General features: G+C 71.4%; 16 protein-coding genes. 7 read left to right on the top strand and 9 right to left on the bottom strand.

Annotated features, from left to right (window positions below; genetic code table 11):
- Positions 1-279 precede the first annotated feature (279 nt).
- Both ACH4UM_RS23190 and ACH4UM_RS23185 read left to right on the top strand, forming a co-directional pair.
- Positions 280-786, top strand: a complete 507-nt coding sequence (locus ACH4UM_RS23190; protein WP_398182359.1) for a DUF6082 family protein — start codon at positions 280-282, stop codon at positions 784-786.
- A gap of 301 nt (positions 787-1,087) precedes the next feature.
- A complete protein-coding gene (locus ACH4UM_RS23185; RefSeq protein WP_398182356.1) occupies positions 1,088-1,324 on the top strand; it encodes a hypothetical protein in 237 nt (78 codons plus the stop codon).
- Positions 1,325-1,480: 156 nt separating this feature from the next.
- On the opposite strand, the gene ACH4UM_RS23180 is transcribed toward ACH4UM_RS23185, so the two are convergent.
- Positions 1,481-2,647, bottom strand: coding sequence for a citrate synthase/methylcitrate synthase (locus ACH4UM_RS23180; RefSeq protein ID WP_398182353.1), 1,167 nt, complete (start codon positions 2,645-2,647; stop codon positions 1,481-1,483).
- 110 nt (positions 2,648-2,757) lie between these two features.
- On the opposite strand from ACH4UM_RS23180, the gene ACH4UM_RS23175 reads away from it, so the two are divergent.
- From ACH4UM_RS23175 to ACH4UM_RS23160, 4 genes are all read left to right on the top strand, one after another.
- Positions 2,758-4,023 (top strand): citrate/2-methylcitrate synthase, encoded by a 1,266-nt coding sequence (locus ACH4UM_RS23175; RefSeq protein WP_398182350.1) that lies wholly within the window; start codon positions 2,758-2,760, stop codon positions 4,021-4,023.
- 69 nt (positions 4,024-4,092) lie between these two features.
- Positions 4,093-5,043: a sucrase ferredoxin gene (locus tag ACH4UM_RS23170; protein WP_398182347.1), complete on the top strand. Its 951-nt coding sequence runs from the start codon at positions 4,093-4,095 to the stop codon at positions 5,041-5,043.
- Between the two features lie 169 nt (positions 5,044-5,212).
- On the top strand, positions 5,213-6,907 hold the full coding sequence (locus tag ACH4UM_RS23165; protein ID WP_398182344.1) for an ATP-binding protein: 1,695 nt from the start codon (positions 5,213-5,215) through the stop codon (positions 6,905-6,907).
- Positions 6,904-7,584, top strand: coding sequence for a response regulator (locus tag ACH4UM_RS23160; protein WP_398182341.1), 681 nt, complete (start codon positions 6,904-6,906; stop codon positions 7,582-7,584). Before ACH4UM_RS23165 ends, ACH4UM_RS23160 begins: the two co-directional genes overlap by 4 nt.
- Before the next feature lie 54 nt (positions 7,585-7,638).
- On the opposite strand, the gene ACH4UM_RS23155 is transcribed toward ACH4UM_RS23160, so the two are convergent.
- The 3 genes from ACH4UM_RS23155 to ACH4UM_RS23145 all read right to left on the bottom strand — a co-directional run bounded on the left by ACH4UM_RS23155 (position 7,639) and on the right by ACH4UM_RS23145 (position 10,466).
- Positions 7,639-8,700, bottom strand: coding sequence for an ABC transporter substrate-binding protein (locus ACH4UM_RS23155; protein WP_398182338.1), 1,062 nt, complete (start codon positions 8,698-8,700; stop codon positions 7,639-7,641).
- Between the two features lie 97 nt (positions 8,701-8,797).
- Positions 8,798-9,661 carry an ABC transporter permease gene (locus ACH4UM_RS23150; protein WP_398182335.1) on the bottom strand — a complete coding sequence of 288 codons (864 nt, stop codon included), beginning with the start codon at positions 9,659-9,661 and terminating at the stop codon, positions 8,798-8,800.
- Entirely contained in the window at positions 9,651-10,466 is an 816-nt protein-coding gene (locus tag ACH4UM_RS23145) for an ABC transporter ATP-binding protein (protein WP_398182332.1), read from the bottom strand. Before ACH4UM_RS23145 ends, ACH4UM_RS23150 begins: the two co-directional genes overlap by 11 nt.
- A 161-nt stretch (positions 10,467-10,627) precedes the next feature.
- Here ACH4UM_RS23145 and ACH4UM_RS23140 point away from each other — a divergent pair, with 161 nt between their 5' ends.
- Positions 10,628-11,320 carry a response regulator gene (locus tag ACH4UM_RS23140; protein WP_398182329.1) on the top strand — a complete coding sequence of 231 codons (693 nt, stop codon included), beginning with the start codon at positions 10,628-10,630 and terminating at the stop codon, positions 11,318-11,320.
- A gap of 50 nt (positions 11,321-11,370) precedes the next feature.
- Here the strand turns inward: ACH4UM_RS23140 and ACH4UM_RS23135 are convergent, their stop codons facing one another.
- The 5 genes from ACH4UM_RS23135 to ACH4UM_RS23115 form a co-directional block, all read right to left on the bottom strand.
- Positions 11,371-12,963, bottom strand: coding sequence for a cation acetate symporter (locus tag ACH4UM_RS23135; protein WP_398182326.1), 1,593 nt, complete (start codon positions 12,961-12,963; stop codon positions 11,371-11,373).
- A complete protein-coding gene (locus ACH4UM_RS23130; RefSeq protein ID WP_398182323.1) occupies positions 12,960-13,514 on the bottom strand; it encodes a DUF485 domain-containing protein in 555 nt (184 codons plus the stop codon). The genes ACH4UM_RS23135 and ACH4UM_RS23130 overlap by 4 nt, the downstream gene beginning before the upstream one ends.
- 68 nt (positions 13,515-13,582) lie before the next feature.
- Complete coding sequence (locus ACH4UM_RS23125; RefSeq protein ID WP_398182320.1) at positions 13,583-14,266, bottom strand: response regulator; 684 nt, start codon at positions 14,264-14,266, stop codon at positions 13,583-13,585.
- Positions 14,263-15,414: a sensor histidine kinase gene (locus ACH4UM_RS23120; RefSeq protein WP_398182317.1), complete on the bottom strand. Its 1,152-nt coding sequence runs from the start codon at positions 15,412-15,414 to the stop codon at positions 14,263-14,265. Before ACH4UM_RS23120 ends, ACH4UM_RS23125 begins: the two co-directional genes overlap by 4 nt.
- A complete protein-coding gene (locus ACH4UM_RS23115) occupies positions 15,411-15,935 on the bottom strand; it encodes a DUF1453 domain-containing protein (protein ID WP_398182314.1) in 525 nt (174 codons plus the stop codon). Before ACH4UM_RS23115 ends, ACH4UM_RS23120 begins: the two co-directional genes overlap by 4 nt.
- Between the last annotated feature and the right edge of the window lie 155 nt (positions 15,936-16,090).

Below are 16,090 nucleotides of genomic sequence, written 5' to 3'. Positions count from 1 at the left end.
CACGGTGCACGTACGAAGATTGAATGCCGCCCCAGGATACGAGCCGCAGGAATCCCGATGAAGTGAACGATTGTTAGCAGCAGTTGTGGGGCAGACGATGGACATGGCGCCGGACTGTGCGACCCTCGCTTCCCTCTGTGCGCCTCCTCTCCGCCTCCCCGCCGATCAGAGCCGTTCGGCACCCTGGGAGACGGCAAGCGCCGCCCACCGCTCGCCGGTACCCGTCACCCGACCCATGCCCCGACGACCGGCGGACGGCCGCCTGGATCGGGGGTTGACATGGCCACACAGAGTTCAGGAGTACGGAGGATCGTTTCGGCAGTCAAAGCAGGCTTCGCTGCCGTTACCGATTCCATCTCCGCACCGGGATCGCGTCACCGACGCAGAGTCGCTCTCACCGAACAGCACCGGCTCCATTTCGACCTGCTCTGCAAAGCGATGGACGATCCCGCACTGACCGCGGTCCTCGACACCTACGAGAGCGAGATACCTCTCGAGAAGCAGCGTCAGTTCCTCTTCGCGAACGCTCTCTACATCAATGCGCTGTATTTCCACCGGATCGGGGTGATGTCCCGGGCAGAGCTCTACGGTCACTTGCGAGTCATGGGGCAGAACGCAGTGTTCCGCGAGTACTGGGAAGCGACCCGGCATCACCGCGAGAGCCTGCCCGGGACATCGGAGGAGTACGCGCTGGGGCGGATGATGGACGATCTGATCCAGGAACTCGCCGATTCCGACTCCGACGAGTGGTGGGTCGTGGGCGAGCCGCCGGACGAGCCGGCGTAAGTGCGGGCTCCCGCAGGGAACATGCCGCCCTTACGCCGCACACAGGACGCACGGCGGAAAAAGGGGCCATCCCCTCGGTATGTTCACATCGTCAAGACCGCTCGCCGGATTTCACTCAATCGCCGAGTGAGAACTGACGCAACACACGCACCGGAGTCGATATCTTGTCGCCTGGCCCTCTCCGGGCACTCCGACGAACACCCCTGCGCTCGGAGAGAGATCACTCCGATCAGACACCAGTTCGGAGAAGCCGGGCTCGGAGGAAATCCATCCCTTCGAGCCTGTAAGGCGGTATCTCTCGGTGAAGATCGTGCGACGTGTCGGGGCCTCTCCCCGGGAGCGCGGCAGCGCCACCGGCCAGACGTGCCCCGACATCTTCGAGCTCAGCAACGGCGACTTCGCTGTCATTGGGCGCGAGGCGACCGCGGAACTCGACCCCGAGCTTCCGTCCGACGCCGCACGAGCCGGCTACGAGCGCATCGTGGTCATCACACGAGAGACGCTGGTGCGAGCCAAGGCGGACATCCCCGACGCCTGACGAGCGCGGCGGGTCCGAGTGAATGGGGCCCCAGCGAACAAGGCCCTCACACAGGCCGGCACACCCGTGCGGCCGGCCAGTCGGCGCCCCCGTGTGGCGGGCCAGTCGGTGCGCCCGTGCAGCCCGGCACCTTCGTGGTGCCGGGCCCGGGCCGGATCAGGCCGCCCGCGGCACCGCCACCGGTGCCCGAGGTCCCACATACCGTGCCACCGGCCGGATGATCTTCGAGTCCTCGGCCTGCTCCAGGATGTTCGCGCTCCAGCCGACCACACGCGCCGCGGCGAAGGTCGGGGTGAACATCTCGCGGGGCAGGCCGCAGAGTTCCATGACCACGCCGGCGTAGAACTCGACGTTGGTGTGGAGTTCGCGGCCGGGCTTCAGTTCGGCGAGGATGGCCTCCACCCGGCGCTCGACCTCGACCGCGAAGTCGACGCGCGGGCCGCCGAACCGCCGGGCCGTCTCACGCAGCATGCGGGAACGGGGGTCCTCGGTACGGTAGATCGCGTGGCCGAAGCCCATGATCCGGTCGCCGGCGAGGACGCGTCTCCTGATCCAGGGATCGATGCGGTCGGGCGTGCCGATGGCGTCCAGGGTGTCCAGCGCCCTGCTCGGCGCGCCTCCGTGCAAGGGCCCCGACAGTGCGCCGACCGCACCCACCAGGCACGCCGCCACATCCGCTCCGGTCGATGCGATGACCCGTGCCGTGAAGGTTGACGCATTGAATCCGTGATCAATGGTGGAGATCAAGTACTGCTCGACGGCCCGGGCCCGCTCGGGGTCCGGCTCGGAACCCGTCAGCATGTACAGGTAGTTGGCCGCGTACGACAGGTCCTCGCACGGTTCGACGGGCTCCAGCCCCCTCCCCAGCCGGTGCAGCGCGGTGAGAAGGGTGGGTACGGCCGCGCACGCCACCAGAGCGTCCTGCCGCCGCTGCTCGGCGTCGGTGTCGTACACCGGACGGAAGCCCTTCGCCGTGCCCAGCAGCGAGAGCGCCGTGCGCATACCGGCGAGCGGCCCGGACCCTGCGCTCGCCGCCGCGATGGCCGGCAGCGCCGCGCGGACCTCCTCGGGCAGCCGGCGCAGCGCGGCGGTCGTGGCCGCGAAGGCGGCGCTGCGTGGCGCGTCCGGCAGTTCCCCGTGGACCAGAAGGTGCCAGACGTCCTCGAAGCCGCGGGTCTGCGCGAGTTCGACAGCCGAGTACTGGCGGTAGTGGTAGAAGCCCTCGAGCCCCCGGACATCACCGATTCGGGTGTCGGTGACCACGACTCCCGCGAGTCCCCGCGGTGCGTCGACAAGAGTGGCTGCGGCCCTGCTGACGGACATGTTTCCTCCCTGGACTTGATTCGACTGTCCATGCTTGACTACAGGGCTGTCAATATTGATTGAATCAACGTTCTGACCTGTATGAACACCAGACAGATACGGTGAGCGTCATGCGCGATCAAGAACCCCCCGCCGGCCCCGCGGAACGGCGGCTGAGCACCAAGGAGACCGCCGAACTGCTAGGTGTGAAGCCCGAGACCGTGTACGCGTACGTCAGTCGCGGGCAGCTGAGCAGCCGCCGCGAACCGGGCGGGCGGGGCAGCACCTTCGACGCCAAGGAGGTCGAGACGCTCGCCCGCCGCAACCGGCGCGAGGCCGGCGGCGGTTCGGGCTCCGGCGGCGAGCTGTCGGTGCGGACCCGCATCACGCTCATCGACAGGGACCGCTACTACTTCCGCGGTGTGGACGCGACCGAACTGGCCGCCCGGCACACCTACGAGGAGGTCGCCGAGTGGCTGTGGACCGGGCGGTTGCGCCCCGGCGCCGCCTTCACCGCGCCCGGCGCCTCCGTCGCCGTGGCCCGCCGCGCGGTCGACGCCCTGCCCGAGCACGCCGGGCCCACCGACCGGCTGCGGGTCGCCGCGATCGCCGCCGCGGCCGCGGACCCGCTGCGCTTCGACCTGTCGGAGGACGCCGTGCTCGGCACGGCCCGCATCCTTATCCCGACCCTCGTCGCCGCGCTGCCGCCGGTGCCGCGCGGCCACCGCGACCGGGGCCCGCTGGCCCACCGGCTGTGGGCGCGGCTGACCGGCCGCGCCCCCGACGAGGCGTCACTGCGCGTCCTGGACACCGCCCTCGCACTGCTCGTCGACCACGACCTGGCCGCCTCGACGCTCGCCGTGCGCGTCGCCGCCTCCGCCCGCGCGCACGCCTATGCCGCCGTGTCCGCCGGACTCGGCGTGATCGAGGGGCCATTGCACGGCGCGGCCAGCGGGCTCGCGCACCGGCTGCTCCTGGAGGTGCTCGACCGGGGCTCCGCGGGGCCCGTGATCGCCGACGAACTGCGCGACGGCCGCCGCATCCCGGGACTCGGCCACCGCCTCTACTCCGGCGAGGACCCGCGCGCGCGTGCCCTCTTCGCGCTGCTGGAGGAGATCCCGCGCGCCGCGCCGGCCCTCGCCGCGGCCCGCGACATCGTGGCGACCACGGCGCGCCACGCCCCGCTGCACGCAAACGTCGACCTCGCCCTGGCCGTGCTCACGGCCTCCTCCGGCATGCCGTCGACGGCGGGCGAGACGATCTTCGCCGTGGCCCGGACCGCCGGCTGGATCGCCCACGCCCTGGAGGAGTACGGCGAACGCCCCCTGCGCATGCGCCCGAGCGGCCAGTACGTCGGTCCACGGCCCCCTCAGCCACTCCCCGAGCCGCAGTCGTAGCGGCCCCGGGAGCAGATCACTCCGACGGCCGGAAGCCGCTCCGGCTGCAGTCAGGTTAGGCTCACCTGTGTGAGTACGTGCTCGACCGTCTCCCGGCAGCTCGACGAGCCGATGGCCGCCACCGCGGTCACGGCGACGACATGGCTGCTCCTCGAACAGCCCGGTCCCTGGGGTGCCAAGGCGCTCACTTCGAGCCATCTGGACCCCGCCCTCGGCCGTGCCCTGGAGCGGGCCGCGCGGGGCACCGGCGTCCGGATCGCGCTCATCCGCCGCCCGGGGCGGCACGCCGACTGCCGTACCCCCTCCGCTCCCTCCGTCCGGCACGTGTACGCGGCCCACACCCTTCCGGGGAACGCATGGCTGCACAGCGCCGTGACCTCCGATCCGGAACACCTGCTGGACCTCGACTTCGCCGCACTGGGCGGCGGCGACCACCACACCTTCGACGCGGCCCTGCGGGGCGGTCCCCACACGGGGGACCCGCTCGCGCTCGTGTGCACCAACGGCAAGCGCGACAGGTGCTGCGCCCTCCTGGGCCGGCCCCTCGCGGCCGAACTCGCCGCCTTGGGGGTCCGCGGCGTCTGGGAGGTCACGCACCTCGGCGGCCATCGCTTCTCGCCGACGCTGCTCGTCCTGCCGTACGGATACGCGTACGGCAGGGCGGAGGCGCACGCCGTCAAGGACGCCCTGCACGGCGTGCGGCAGAGCCGGGTGGTCCTGGAGGGGTGCCGGGGCCGTACCGCCTGGGAACGGCCCGGACAGGCCGCTGAGCTGGCCGTGCGGAAGGCGGCGGCCGAGTACCGCGCGGACGCGCTGGCCGTCGTGCGCACCGACGGTGCCGCGCCCCGCTGGCAGGTGACCGTCGCGCACGCCGACGGCCGCCGGTGGCACGTGACCGTCGCGCAGGACGCGGCTGCACCGCCCCGCCCGGAGAGCTGCGGTACGGCGGTCCTCGGCGGGCCGGCGCACATGGACGTGCTGGCCGTCCACGAACTGACGGCGACCCGGCTCGCCTGCTGACGGCGAGGCGCGAGCCGACTCGGCGGCGGCCTGGCCCGTGCGGGCCGCGACCGCCGCGACTGCCGCCGGGGCGCCACGGCACCGGGCAGCTCCGGTTCCCCGAGAGTGGGCCAAGAGATGCACACCACACCCCTGGGGCGGTCCTGCCCGCCCACGTACCGTCGTGGGCATGAGCCCCACTGCCCCCGCACGCCGCCGGCGCCTGGGTCTGCCGCGGCGGGTCTTCTCGCAGGTACTGCTGATGCAGCTGGCGATCGCCGCGGGAGTCACCGTTCTGGCCACCGGGCTGTTCCTCGCGCCGCTCAGTCATCAGCTCGACGACCAGGCGATGCGCCGCGCCCTCGCCATCGCCGAGACCACCGCCAAGGACCGGCGGATCGCCCGGGACCTGCAGAACACCGCCCCCACCGTCGACGGGCCCGTGCAGCGGGAGGCGGAGCGGATCCGGCTGGCCACACACGCCGAGTACATCGTGGTGATGGACGTGCGGGGTGTGCGCTGGTCGCACACCGATCCGGAGCAGATCGGGAAGACCGTCTCGACGGATCCCAAACCGGCCCTGGCGGGCCACGAGGTCATGCAGATCGACACCGGCACCCTGGGCCGCTCGGCCCGCGGCAAGGTGCCGCTGTACGACACCGGCCACCACATCATCGGGGCGGTCTCGGTCGGCATCGCCTACGACAATGTCCGCGCCAGGCTGATCAGCGCCATCCCGGGCCTGCTCGCCTACGCGGGCGGCGCCCTGGCCGTCGGCGCGCTGGCCGCCTGGCTGATCGCCCGGCGGGTGCAGCGGCAGACCAGGGACCTGGCCTTCTCGGACATCGCCGCCCTGCTCGCCGAGCGCGAGGCGATGCTGCACGGCATCCGTGAGGGGGTCGTGGCCCTCGACCGCGGCGGCCGCATCAGGCTGCTCAACGACGAGGCGCGGCGGCTGCTCGGCATCGGCGACGAAGCGGTCGGCCGGTCCCTCGACACGGCGCTCGGGGAGGGCCGTACGACCGATGTGCTGGCCGGCCGGGTGACGGGCACGGACCTGCTCACCGTGCGCGGGCAGCGCGTCCTGGTCGCCAACCGCATGCCCACCGACGACGGGGGTGCGGTCGCCACCCTGCGCGACCGCACCGAGCTGGAGCAGCTTGGCCGGGAGCTGGACTCGACACGCGGCCTGATCGACGCCCTGCGCGCGCAGGACCACGAGCACGCCAACCGCATGCACACGCTGCTCGGGCTGCTGGAGCTGGAGATGTACGACGACGCCGTCGAGTTCGTCGGGGAGGTCGTCGGCGACCACCGGGCCACGGCCGAGCAGGTCACGGAGAAGATCCAGGACCCGCTGCTGGCCGCGCTGCTGGTCGGCAAGGCGACCGTCGCGGCCGAGCGCGGTGTCGCGCTGTGGGTCTCGGACCGGACATGGCTGCCGGACCGGCTGGTCGACCCCAGGGGCCTGGTGACCGTGGTCGGCAACCTGGTCGACAACGCGCTGGACGCCGTCGCGGCGACGCCGCACGCGCGCGTGGAGGTCGAACTGCGCGCCGAGGGACGCACCGCCGTCCTCAGGGTGCGCGACACCGGGCCCGGGATCCCGGCCGACCGGCGCGATCTGATCTTCACGGAAGGATGGTCCACCAAGCAGCCGCCGGCGCACGGCAGGCGCGGTATCGGCCTGTCCCTCGTGCGCAGGCTCGCCGAACGGCAGGGCGGAAGGGTGACGGTGGGCGAGGCGCGCGGCGGCGGCGCGGAGTTCACGGTCGTGCTGCCCGAGGCGCTCGCCGAGCCCGAGCTCGCGGCCGCGGACCTGGAGCCGGCCCTCCCCGCCGCCGAAGCCGCCGCCGAGATGGCCGCCGAGGAGGAACCGCGATGATCGAGGTCCTCGTCGTGGACGACGACACCCGGGTCGCACGGGTCAACGCGGCCTACGTCGAGAAGGTGCCGGGCTTCCATGTCGCGGGCGAGGCGCACAGCGCGGCCGGGGCGCTGCGCCGGCTGGAGACGCTGCCGCGTCTCGACCTGGTCCTCATGGACCACTACCTGCCCGACGAGACGGGGCTGGCGGTCGTCCAGGAGATGCGCCGCCGCGGCCACCGGACCGACGTGATCATGGTGACCGCGGCCCGGGACGTGGCGACCGTGCAGGCGGCCATGCGGCACGGAGCGCTGCAGTACCTGGTCAAGCCGTTCTCCTTCGCGGGGCTGCGGACGAAGCTGGAGGCGTACGCGCGGCTGCGCCGCACCCTGGACGGCGGCGGCGAGGCCGGACAGGCCGAGGTGGACCGGATCTTCGGCGCGCTGTCCGCGCCGTCGGAACCCGAGCTGCCCAAGGGGCACTCCCCGGCCACCGCCGAACTCGTCCGCCAGTGCCTGATGAAGGCCGAAGGGCCCCTGTCGGCCCAGGAGATCGCCGACCGGACGGGGGTGAGCCGGCAGACCGCCCAGCGCTATCTGAAGCTCCTGGAGCGCACGGGACGGGCCCGGCTGACCCTCAAGTACGGCGACGCGGGCCGCCCTGAACACCGTTACGTGTGGGCGGCCCGCGCCTGAGGACACGGCTCGTGGGGCGGGGGAAGAGACCGTGTCCCCCCTTGTATACGGATGTCAGCCGGTGGCCTTCTCGACGAACTCGGTGGTGTACGTCTTGCTCACGTCCACCTTGGCGTTCTTGATGTCGGGGTTGAACGCCTTGAGGACCTTCTCGACGGTCTGCGGTCCGCCCGCCGGCATGACGCCGTCCTTGGTGAACATCGGCAGCGTGCTCTTGATCGCCTCCGCGTAGAGCGTCTTGTTGCCCTGGGAGTAGTCGGCGGGCATCTTGGCGGCGATCTCGGACGCGCTGTGGGTGGACATCCACTTGAGCGTCTTGACGAATGCATTGGCCAGCTTCTGGACGGTCTCCTTGTGGCCGTTGACCCAGTCCGTCTGCATGTACAGGCTGGACGACGGGTACGGGCCGCCGAGCGCCTGCTGCGAACCTTCGGGCGTGCGCATGTCGAGGAGGACCTTGCCCACCTTCTTGTCGAGGATCGTCGCCACGGTCGGGTCGGTCGTCATACCGCCGTCGATGGAGCCCTTCTGGAGGGCGGAGATGAAGGTCGGTCCGGCACCGACGGCGACCGGGGTGAAGTCGCCGACCTTCACGCCGTTCTTGACCGCGAGGTACTTGGTGAGGAAGTCGGTCGAGGATCCGAGGCCGGTGATGCCGAGCTTCCTGCCCTTGAAGTCCTTCGGTGAAGTGACGGTGCCCGCAGCCTTGCTGGAGACGACCTCCACCTCACCGGGCGCATGCGAGAACTGAACCACGGACTCGACCGACTTGCCCTTGACCTGCAGGTCGAGGGTGTGGTCGTAGAAGCCGACGGCGCCCTGGACCTGGCCGGAGACGAGCGCGGTCTCGGCCTGGACTCCGGCGGGTTCGCTCAGCAGCTGGACGTCCAGCCCCTCGCCGGTGAAGTAGCCGAGGCGCCGGGTGAGCATCGCGGGCAGGTAGATGACCTTGTCCAGGCCGCCCACCATGATCTTGACGTGCTCGCCCTTGCCGCCGCCCCCGCCGCTGCCGGTGTCGGCCGTCGAACTGGCCGCGTCGTTGGCGCATGCGGTGAGGGAGGACAGGGCGAGCAGGCCGGCGGCGGCCGTCGCGGCGAATCTGGCGGACTTGCGCATGGCGGTTCACGTCCTTGTGAGAGGGCTGTGCGGGAGAAAGGAAACTGTCGGGCCCGGAACTGTCGGCGGAGAGCTGCCGGGCGGCGGCGGGCGCGGTTCAGTGCCCGGAGTCCGCCGGCTTCCAGCGGAAGATGCGGCTCTCGGCGAAGGTGAGCAGCCCCTCGGCGACGAGCGCGACCGCGGCGAGGATGACCATCGCGGCATACACACCGGCCGCGTTGAAGGTCCCCTGGGACTGCGCGACGAGCAGGCCGATGCCCTTGGTGGCGCCGATGTACTCGCCGACGATGGCGCCGATGAGGGCGAAGCCGAAGCTGACGTGGAGGCTGGTGAAGATCCACGAGGTCGCGGACGGGATGACCACCTGAAGCGTCACCCTGCGGTCGCCCGCACCGAGGATCCTGGCGTTGGCCACCAGGTTGCGGTCGACCTCGCGGGCGCCCTGGAAGGCGTTGAAGAACACCGGGAAGAAGACGAGGACCACGGCGGAGGCGACCTTGGAGGCCGGTCCGAGCCCGAACCAGATCACGAAGATCGGGGCGAGGACGATCCTCGGTATGGAGTTGAGCACCTTGATGTAGGGGCCGAGGACGTCGGCGAGGAACGTGATGCGTCCGAGCGCGATGCCGAGGACCACGCCGGCCACCACACCGAACACCCAGCCGAGCAGCGCCTCGTAGAGCGTGTACCAGATCTGCTCGCCCAGCGAACCGAGGGCGGTGCCGTGGGTGATCCAGGTCCAGATCTGGTCCCAGATCTGGGAGGGCATCGAGAAGTTGAACGGATCGATGAGCCTGGCCCGGGAGAGCGCCTCCCACAGACCGAGCACGGCCACCAGGAGCAGGGCGCGGGCGGAGGTGACGACCGCCTTGCGCCGTCGGGCGGCACGGGCCCGGGAGTGTGCGCGGCCGGGAGTCTTGGCCGTGTCGACGACCGGCGTGCTCAGGACTTCAGGCGACATGGGCGGCGCCCCTCTCACGGGTGATCCGGACCTCTTCGCCGAGGGACTCCCAGATCTCGCGGTAGATCTCGATGAAGTGCGACTCCAGGCGCACCTGTTCGACCTTGCGCGGGCGCGGCAGGTCGATGTCGAAGATCTGCTTCACGGTCGCGGGACCGGCCGTCATCACGACGACCCTGTCGGCCAGCGCGATGGCCTCCTCCAGGTCGTGGGTGACGAAGACGACGGAGGCGCCGGTGCCCTCCCACAGTTCGAGGAGTTCGTCGGACATCAGTGCCCGGGTCTGGACGTCGAGCGCCGAGAAGGGCTCGTCCATCAGCAGGATCTCGGGGTCGTTGACGAAGGTGGCGGCGAGGGCGACGCGCTTGCGCTGACCGCCGGAGAGCTGGTGCGGGTAGCGGTCCTCGAAGGCGGCGAGGCCGACCCGGGCCAGCCAGGCGCGCGCCTTCTCCTTCGCCTCGGCCTTCGGCACGCCGCGGAAGCGCGGCCCCGCCATCACGTTGGACAGCACCGTGCGCCAGGGGAAGGTGGCGTCCTGCTGGAAGACGAAGCCGACCTTGCCGCCGACGCCGCGAACCGGCTCGCCGGCCACCAGCACCTCACCCTCGGTGGGCTCTTCCAGGCCGCTGACCAGGGTCAGCGTGGTCGACTTCCCGCAGCCGGTGGGGCCGACCACGGCCACGAACTCGCCGCGCCGCACGGTGAGGTCGAGATCCCTCACGGCCGTGTGCAGGCCCCCGGACGGGGTCCTGAACGTCTTGCTCGCGCCCCGCAGCTCGATGGCGGGGCTGGTGTCTGCGCTCATGGCCCGGGACGGTAGATGTGGCCCCTGCCACAGCAGCAGTCTTCTGAGCGCAAGCCGTTCTTTTGCTCGCAAGGACCTGTTGTGCTCATTTTGCTCGCGCTACAACAACGGAGCCGAAACACGGGCTCAACGCTCGCCTGGCCTTGGGAGAAAGAGGCCCGATGATTGACGTGCTGGTGGTCGACGACGACTTCCGTGTCGCTGAGATAAACGCCAAATACGTGGGAAAGGTTCCCGGCTTCCGGGTGACCGCCCGCGCGCACAATGCCGCGCAGGCACTGGCCGCCGTACAGCGCGGGGGTGTCGACCTGGTGCTGCTCGACCACTATCTGCCCGACCGGACGGGCCTGGAGCTGGTCCACCGGATGCGGGAACAGGGTCTCGGCACCGACGTCATCATGATCACGGCGGCCGGCGACGTGGCGACCGTGCAGCAGGCGATGCGCCTGGGCGCGCTGCACTACCTGGTCAAACCCTTCACCTTCGCCGCTCTGCGCACCCGACTGGACTCCTACGCCGCCCTGCGCCGCACCGTCGACCGTGTCGGCGGCCACGGCGTCGCCGGGCAGGAGCAGGTGGACCGGATCTTCGGGGCGCTGCGGACCACGCCCGCGCCTCCGTCCCCCGGCCTGCCCAGCGGCCACTCGGAACCGACGACCGATCTGATCTGCGGCGTCCTGCACCACGCCGGCCGGCCCCTGTCGGCCCACGAGGTGGCCGCCAGGACCGGTCTGAGCCGCTCCACGGCCCAGCGCTACCTGCGCCATCTGGAGCAGGCCGGGCGGCTGCGTCTCTCCCTCAAGTACGGCGACACGGGGCGACCCGAGCACCGCTACGCGTGGGTGGCGCCGTAGCCCTGCCCGCCGGGGAATGGTGGGCCACCACGACCGTGGGGCGGCCGCCGCTACGCGGCTCCCGCCCCGGTGAGCGACCGCACCTCCGTCTCCGCGTGCTTGGCCTCGTCCGGCAGTTCGGCGGAGGTGACGGTGCCGAGCCACCCGGCGAGAAAACCGAGCGGAACCGAGACGATGCCGGGGTTCTGCAGCGGGAAGTACTGGAAGTCGACCCCCGGGAAGAGAGAGTCGGGGCTGCCGGAGACCACCGGGGAGAGCACGACGAGCCCGAGGGCGGGGACCAGCCCGCCGTATACGGCCCACACCGCGCCGCGGGTGGTGAAACCGCGCCAGAACAGCGAGTACAGCAGCACCGGCAGGTTCGCGGAGGCGGCGACGGCGAAGGCGAGACCGACCAGGAAGGCGACGTTGAGGTCACGGGCGAGCAGGCCGAGGGCGATCGCGACCGCACCGATGCCGACCGCCGCTACGCGTGCCACGGCGACCTCACTGCGCTGCCGGGTGCCACGGCGCCGCAGCGACGCGTACAGGTCATGGGCCACCGACGCCGAGGAGGCGAGCGTGATGCCGGCGACCACCGCGAGGATCGTGGCGAAGGCGACGGCGGCGACCACCGCGAACAGAACCGTGCCGCCCGTGGAGTCCGCGCCGCCGCCCAGATCCAGGGCCAGCAGCGGAACCGCGGTGTTCCCGGCCGCGTTCGCCCCCCGTACCGCCTGCGGGCCGACGATCGCGGCCGCGCCGAAGCCGAGGACGATCGTCATCAGGTAGAAGCCGCCGATCAGCCCGATGGACCAGATCACCGAGCGCCGGGCGGCCCGCGCGGTCGGCACGGTGTAGAAGCGGGACAGGATGTGCGGCAGCCCAGCGGTGCCGAGCACCAGTGCGAGCCCGAGGCTGATGAAGTCCAGGCGCGCGGTCCAGTCGCCGCCGTACTTCAGTCCGGGAGCCAGGAAGGCGTCCCCGCGGCCGCTGCGCTCGGCCGCGGTGAGCAGCAACCGGTCCAGGTCGCCGTGGAAGCGGACCATGACCTGCACGGTCAGGACGACGGTGCCGCCCAGCAGCAGGACGGCCTTGACGATCTGGATCCACGTGGTGGCCCGCATCCCTCCCAGCGACACATAGATGACCATCAGCGCACCGACGCCGATGACGGTCCAGGCCTGAGCCGCCCCGCCCGTCCGGCCGAGAAGCAGTGCCACCAGGCTGCCCGCGCCCACCATCTGCGCCACCAGATACAGAACGGACACGGTGACCGAGGAGGTTCCCGCCGCGATCCGCACCGGTCGTTCGCTCATCCGCGACGCGACCACGTCGGCGAGCGTGAACCGTCCGCAGTTGCGAACGAGTTCGGCGACGAGGAACAGCACGACCAGCCAGGCGACGAGGAAGCCCACCACGTACAGCACGCCGTCGTAGCCGAAGAGCGCGATCAGCCCGGGGACGCCCAGGAAGGAGGCGGCCGATGCATAGTCACCCGCGATGGCAAAACCATTCTCCATGGGCGAGAAAAGCCGACCGCCCGCGTAGAACTCCTCCGCCGAGCCGTGCCGGCGGCGGCTCACCCAGGTCGTGATCGCCAGCGTGACCGCGACGAACACGCTGAACAGCAAAAGCGCCAGGGTCTGATGGTTGCCGCTCATGACGCACCGCCCTGCACTCCGCGCGTCAGTTCCTGCGTGTCCCAGCGCAGTTCGAGCGCGGCCCGGTCCCGGCGGAGCCGCGCGTGCCGGGCGTAGGCCCAGGTGAAGAGGAAGGTGGTGAGGAACTGCCCGAGCCCCGCGATCATCGCCACGTTCACCGCGCCCGCCACCGGCCGCGCCATGAAACCGGGCGCGGCCGTCGCGGTCACCACGTACGCCACGTACCAGGCGAAGAAGACCGCGACCGCCGGCACCACGAACCTCCGGTACCGGCTGCGCACCTCCTGGAACGCGGCGCTGCGCTGCACCTCGAGGTACACCTCGGCCGCCGCGCCGACGCGCCCTCCGGCCTGGCCCTCGCGCCGGGCGGCCGGCACGGGCGCGGCAGGGACGCCGGTGCCGTCCCCCTCGCCCCAGCCTGCGGCCAGCGCGTCGTACCAGGGGTCGCGGTACCTCATGTCCTCGGGCGGCGGGTCCTGGCCATCGTGGTTCCCGGACGTGTTCTCGGGACCGCCCCCGCCCCCGTGGGGACGATCATTACTTGACTGCATGCCCAAGGATGGACAGAACGGGAAGTTCCCTGACTTCTCTTCTGTGCACTCTCACCCCATCAGGTGACTCAACCCGCCGGTGGCCGCACCAGCCCCTTTGCATACGCGTAACGCACCGCCTGTGCACGGTCCTTGAGGCCGGTCTTGGCGAACAGGTTGTTGATGTGGGTCTTCACGGTCGCGGTGGACACATGCAGCGTGCGGGCGATCTCCTGGTTGGTCAGCCCCTCGGCGATCAGCATCAGCACCTCACACTCCCTCGCGGTCAGCCCGTCCGGCGCCTGGGCGGCGACGGCCGGCTGCGGCTCGGGCTCGGACAGCCGCTCCAGCAGCCGCCGTTGGATGCTGGGCGAGAGTCCCGCGTCCCCGGACAGCACGCTCTCCACGGCCCGGACGATCTCGTCACCCCCCGCGTCCTTGGTCAGGTAACCGCGCGCTCCCGCTCTGAGTGCGGGGAACAGCGACTCGTCGTCCGCGAAGGTCGTGAGGATCACCACCTGGGTCCCGGGATGCTCGGACCGGATGCGCCGGGTGGCCTCGACGCCGTCGCAGCGGGGCATCCGCAGGTCCATCAGGACCACGTCCGGGGCCAGTTCCGCGACGAGCTTCACCGCCTCGTCCCCGTCGCCCGCGGAGCCTACGACCTCGATGCCGGGCAGCAGCCCCAGCAGCATCACGATGCCCTCCCGCACGACCGTCTGGTCGTCGGCCACCACCACCCGCGCGGGCCGCCTGCCGGCTTCCTCCGTCATACCGGCACCTTCAACGTCACCGCGAACCCCTCCTCGTACGGCCCTGCCTCCAGCGAACCGCCCAGCAGTTCGGCACGCTCCCGCATGCCCCGCAGACCGTACCCGGCGCCGGACCCGGTCAGCTCGCCGGGCGTGCCGCCCGTGTCCCGTACGTCGAGCGTGACCTGGTGCTCGCCGTAGTCCAGGCACACCTGGACCTTGGCGCCAGAAGCGTGCTTGCGAACGTTGGTCAGAGCCTCCTGGGCCACTCTGCGCACGGCCTGCGACGCCTCGGCGGGCAGCCGTCTGCGTTCACCCGAGATGGTGACCGCGGCGCGGTCGCTCGCGCCGACGAGTTCGCAGAGGAAGTCCTCCAGCGGGGTCAGCTCACCGCGCAGGGCGGACAGGGCCTGCCGGGTCTCGGCGAGGCCGTCGCGGGCCATCCCGCGGGCCGCCACCACTCTCTCGAGGATCTTCTCCCGGTCCGCGCCCCGTTCGATCAGCAGCCGGGCTGCCTCCAGATGCACCAGCTGCGCCGAGAGACTGTGGGCCAGTACGTCGTGGATCTCCCGTGCGATCCGGCCCCGCTCCGCCAGCGCGGCCGACTCGGCCTCGGCGGCGCGGGCGGCCCGCTCCTGGGCGAGCAGCCGCTGGGCACTGCCGTGCGCCTCGGCGTCGAGCCGGAGGACGTAGCCGGCGAGGGCCAGTCCCGCCGTCGTGGCCGCGGTCGTGAGCCACACGTCATTGTTGACCGCGGCATAGGCCGCGAGGGCGACCGAGGTCACGGGCAGTGCGACGGCGACAGGAAGCCGCTCCAGAGATCCGACCGCGCAGCCGCACCAGATGACCAGGGCGGGGACTCTGAAACCCGCGGCCTGGGCGGCGACCGCGAGGCCCAGGAGCACCGTGATGAGCGCCAGCGAGGGCCAGAGCCGGTGAGCGAGCGTGGTTTGGAAGAAGGCCCAGGCGGCGGCCGCCGCCACGAGGACGCCCACCGCCGCCGCGACCGCACCCCAGAGGGGGACCCGGTTGCTGGTGAAGGCGCCCCACAGCAGCATGCCGGTGACCAGCAGGCGCACGGCCCACCCGAGCATGCGACGCGGCTGCGAGATTCCCGCGCGTCCCAGGGCCTCCTGGGAGGGCCAGCGCGTCCAGGCGTTCTCCGTCACACGCGCTCCTTCCACGCGGGCCGGGGCATGGCGTCACCGTACGGCGCCGTCCGGGGGTCGGCCGGGGCGAGGGCCCGGGTCCGCCAGACCAGGATCCCCGAGCGGACCAGCAGGGTGCCGGCGAGGGCGAGCATGAGGGCCGAGCTGTCCTGGTGCACGCCGAGCAGCGCACCGAGGGCGAAGAGACCGACGCGCAGGACGATGCCGCCGATCCACACGGCGGCACTGCCCTTCGTGCTCTTGGTCCACACGGAGCCGTCCCGCTCCACCCATATCCGCGTCGTCCAGGCCCAGCCCGCGCCGATACCGAGGCTGATGACCACTTCGACCGCAAGCAGCAGGGCGGACTCGGTGCGGTGGTGGGCGTCGAGGATGCCGGGCTCGCGCAGCGCGACGACCGCGAGGATCGCAGGAATGAGCCACCAGCGCCGGTCGGCGTCGAGCCGGCGTGCGCGGAACTGCCGCGAGATCACCAGGGCGGCGACGGCCACGATCACCAGCGCGTTGACGAGCCCGGACATCAGAGCCTCCGTGAGCGGGAAGGGGATGCCGGCGGCCGAGTGCCGCCGACGCCCTCGACGCTACGGAAGAACACGGGCCCGCTGATCGGAGCCGGGGTGGATCAGAGGTGGATTCCGCAGGGCCGGCGCTCTCCACCCAGGGGTGGAGACGGCTC

This window comes from Streptomyces sp. NPDC020801 (genome assembly GCF_044334385.1).
In the GTDB taxonomy this organism is placed as follows: domain Bacteria; phylum Actinomycetota; class Actinomycetes; order Streptomycetales; family Streptomycetaceae; genus Streptomyces.
The sequence above is the reverse complement of the archived record's forward strand: the minus strand, read 5'-3'. Positions and strand labels throughout refer to the sequence as shown.

Bases quoted from the DNA above. Each gene is read 5' to 3' on its own strand.
- ACH4UM_RS23145 (WP_398182332.1), bottom strand. From the start codon at position 10,466: ATGAGCGCAGACACCAGCCCCGCCATCGAGCTGCGGGGCGCGAGCAAG.
- ACH4UM_RS23115 (WP_398182314.1), bottom strand. From the start codon at position 15,935: ATGTCCGGGCTCGTCAACGCGCTGGTGATCGTGGCCGTCGCCGCCCTG.
- ACH4UM_RS23125 (WP_398182320.1), bottom strand. From the start codon at position 14,266: ATGACGGAGGAAGCCGGCAGGCGGCCCGCGCGGGTGGTGGTGGCCGAC.
- ACH4UM_RS23190 (WP_398182359.1), top strand. From the start codon at position 280: ATGGCCACACAGAGTTCAGGAGTACGGAGGATCGTTTCGGCAGTCAAA.
- ACH4UM_RS23175 (WP_398182350.1), top strand. From the start codon at position 2,758: ATGCGCGATCAAGAACCCCCCGCCGGCCCCGCGGAACGGCGGCTGAGC.
- ACH4UM_RS23165 (WP_398182344.1), top strand. From the start codon at position 5,213: ATGAGCCCCACTGCCCCCGCACGCCGCCGGCGCCTGGGTCTGCCGCGG.
- ACH4UM_RS23155 (WP_398182338.1), bottom strand. From the start codon at position 8,700: ATGCGCAAGTCCGCCAGATTCGCCGCGACGGCCGCCGCCGGCCTGCTC.
- ACH4UM_RS23160 (WP_398182341.1), top strand. From the start codon at position 6,904: ATGATCGAGGTCCTCGTCGTGGACGACGACACCCGGGTCGCACGGGTC.
- ACH4UM_RS23130 (WP_398182323.1), bottom strand. From the start codon at position 13,514: ATGCAGTCAAGTAATGATCGTCCCCACGGGGGCGGGGGCGGTCCCGAG.
- ACH4UM_RS23150 (WP_398182335.1), bottom strand. From the start codon at position 9,661: ATGTCGCCTGAAGTCCTGAGCACGCCGGTCGTCGACACGGCCAAGACT.
- ACH4UM_RS23180 (WP_398182353.1), bottom strand. From the start codon at position 2,647: ATGTCCGTCAGCAGGGCCGCAGCCACTCTTGTCGACGCACCGCGGGGA.
- ACH4UM_RS23140 (WP_398182329.1), top strand. From the start codon at position 10,628: ATGATTGACGTGCTGGTGGTCGACGACGACTTCCGTGTCGCTGAGATA.
- ACH4UM_RS23135 (WP_398182326.1), bottom strand. From the start codon at position 12,963: ATGAGCGGCAACCATCAGACCCTGGCGCTTTTGCTGTTCAGCGTGTTC.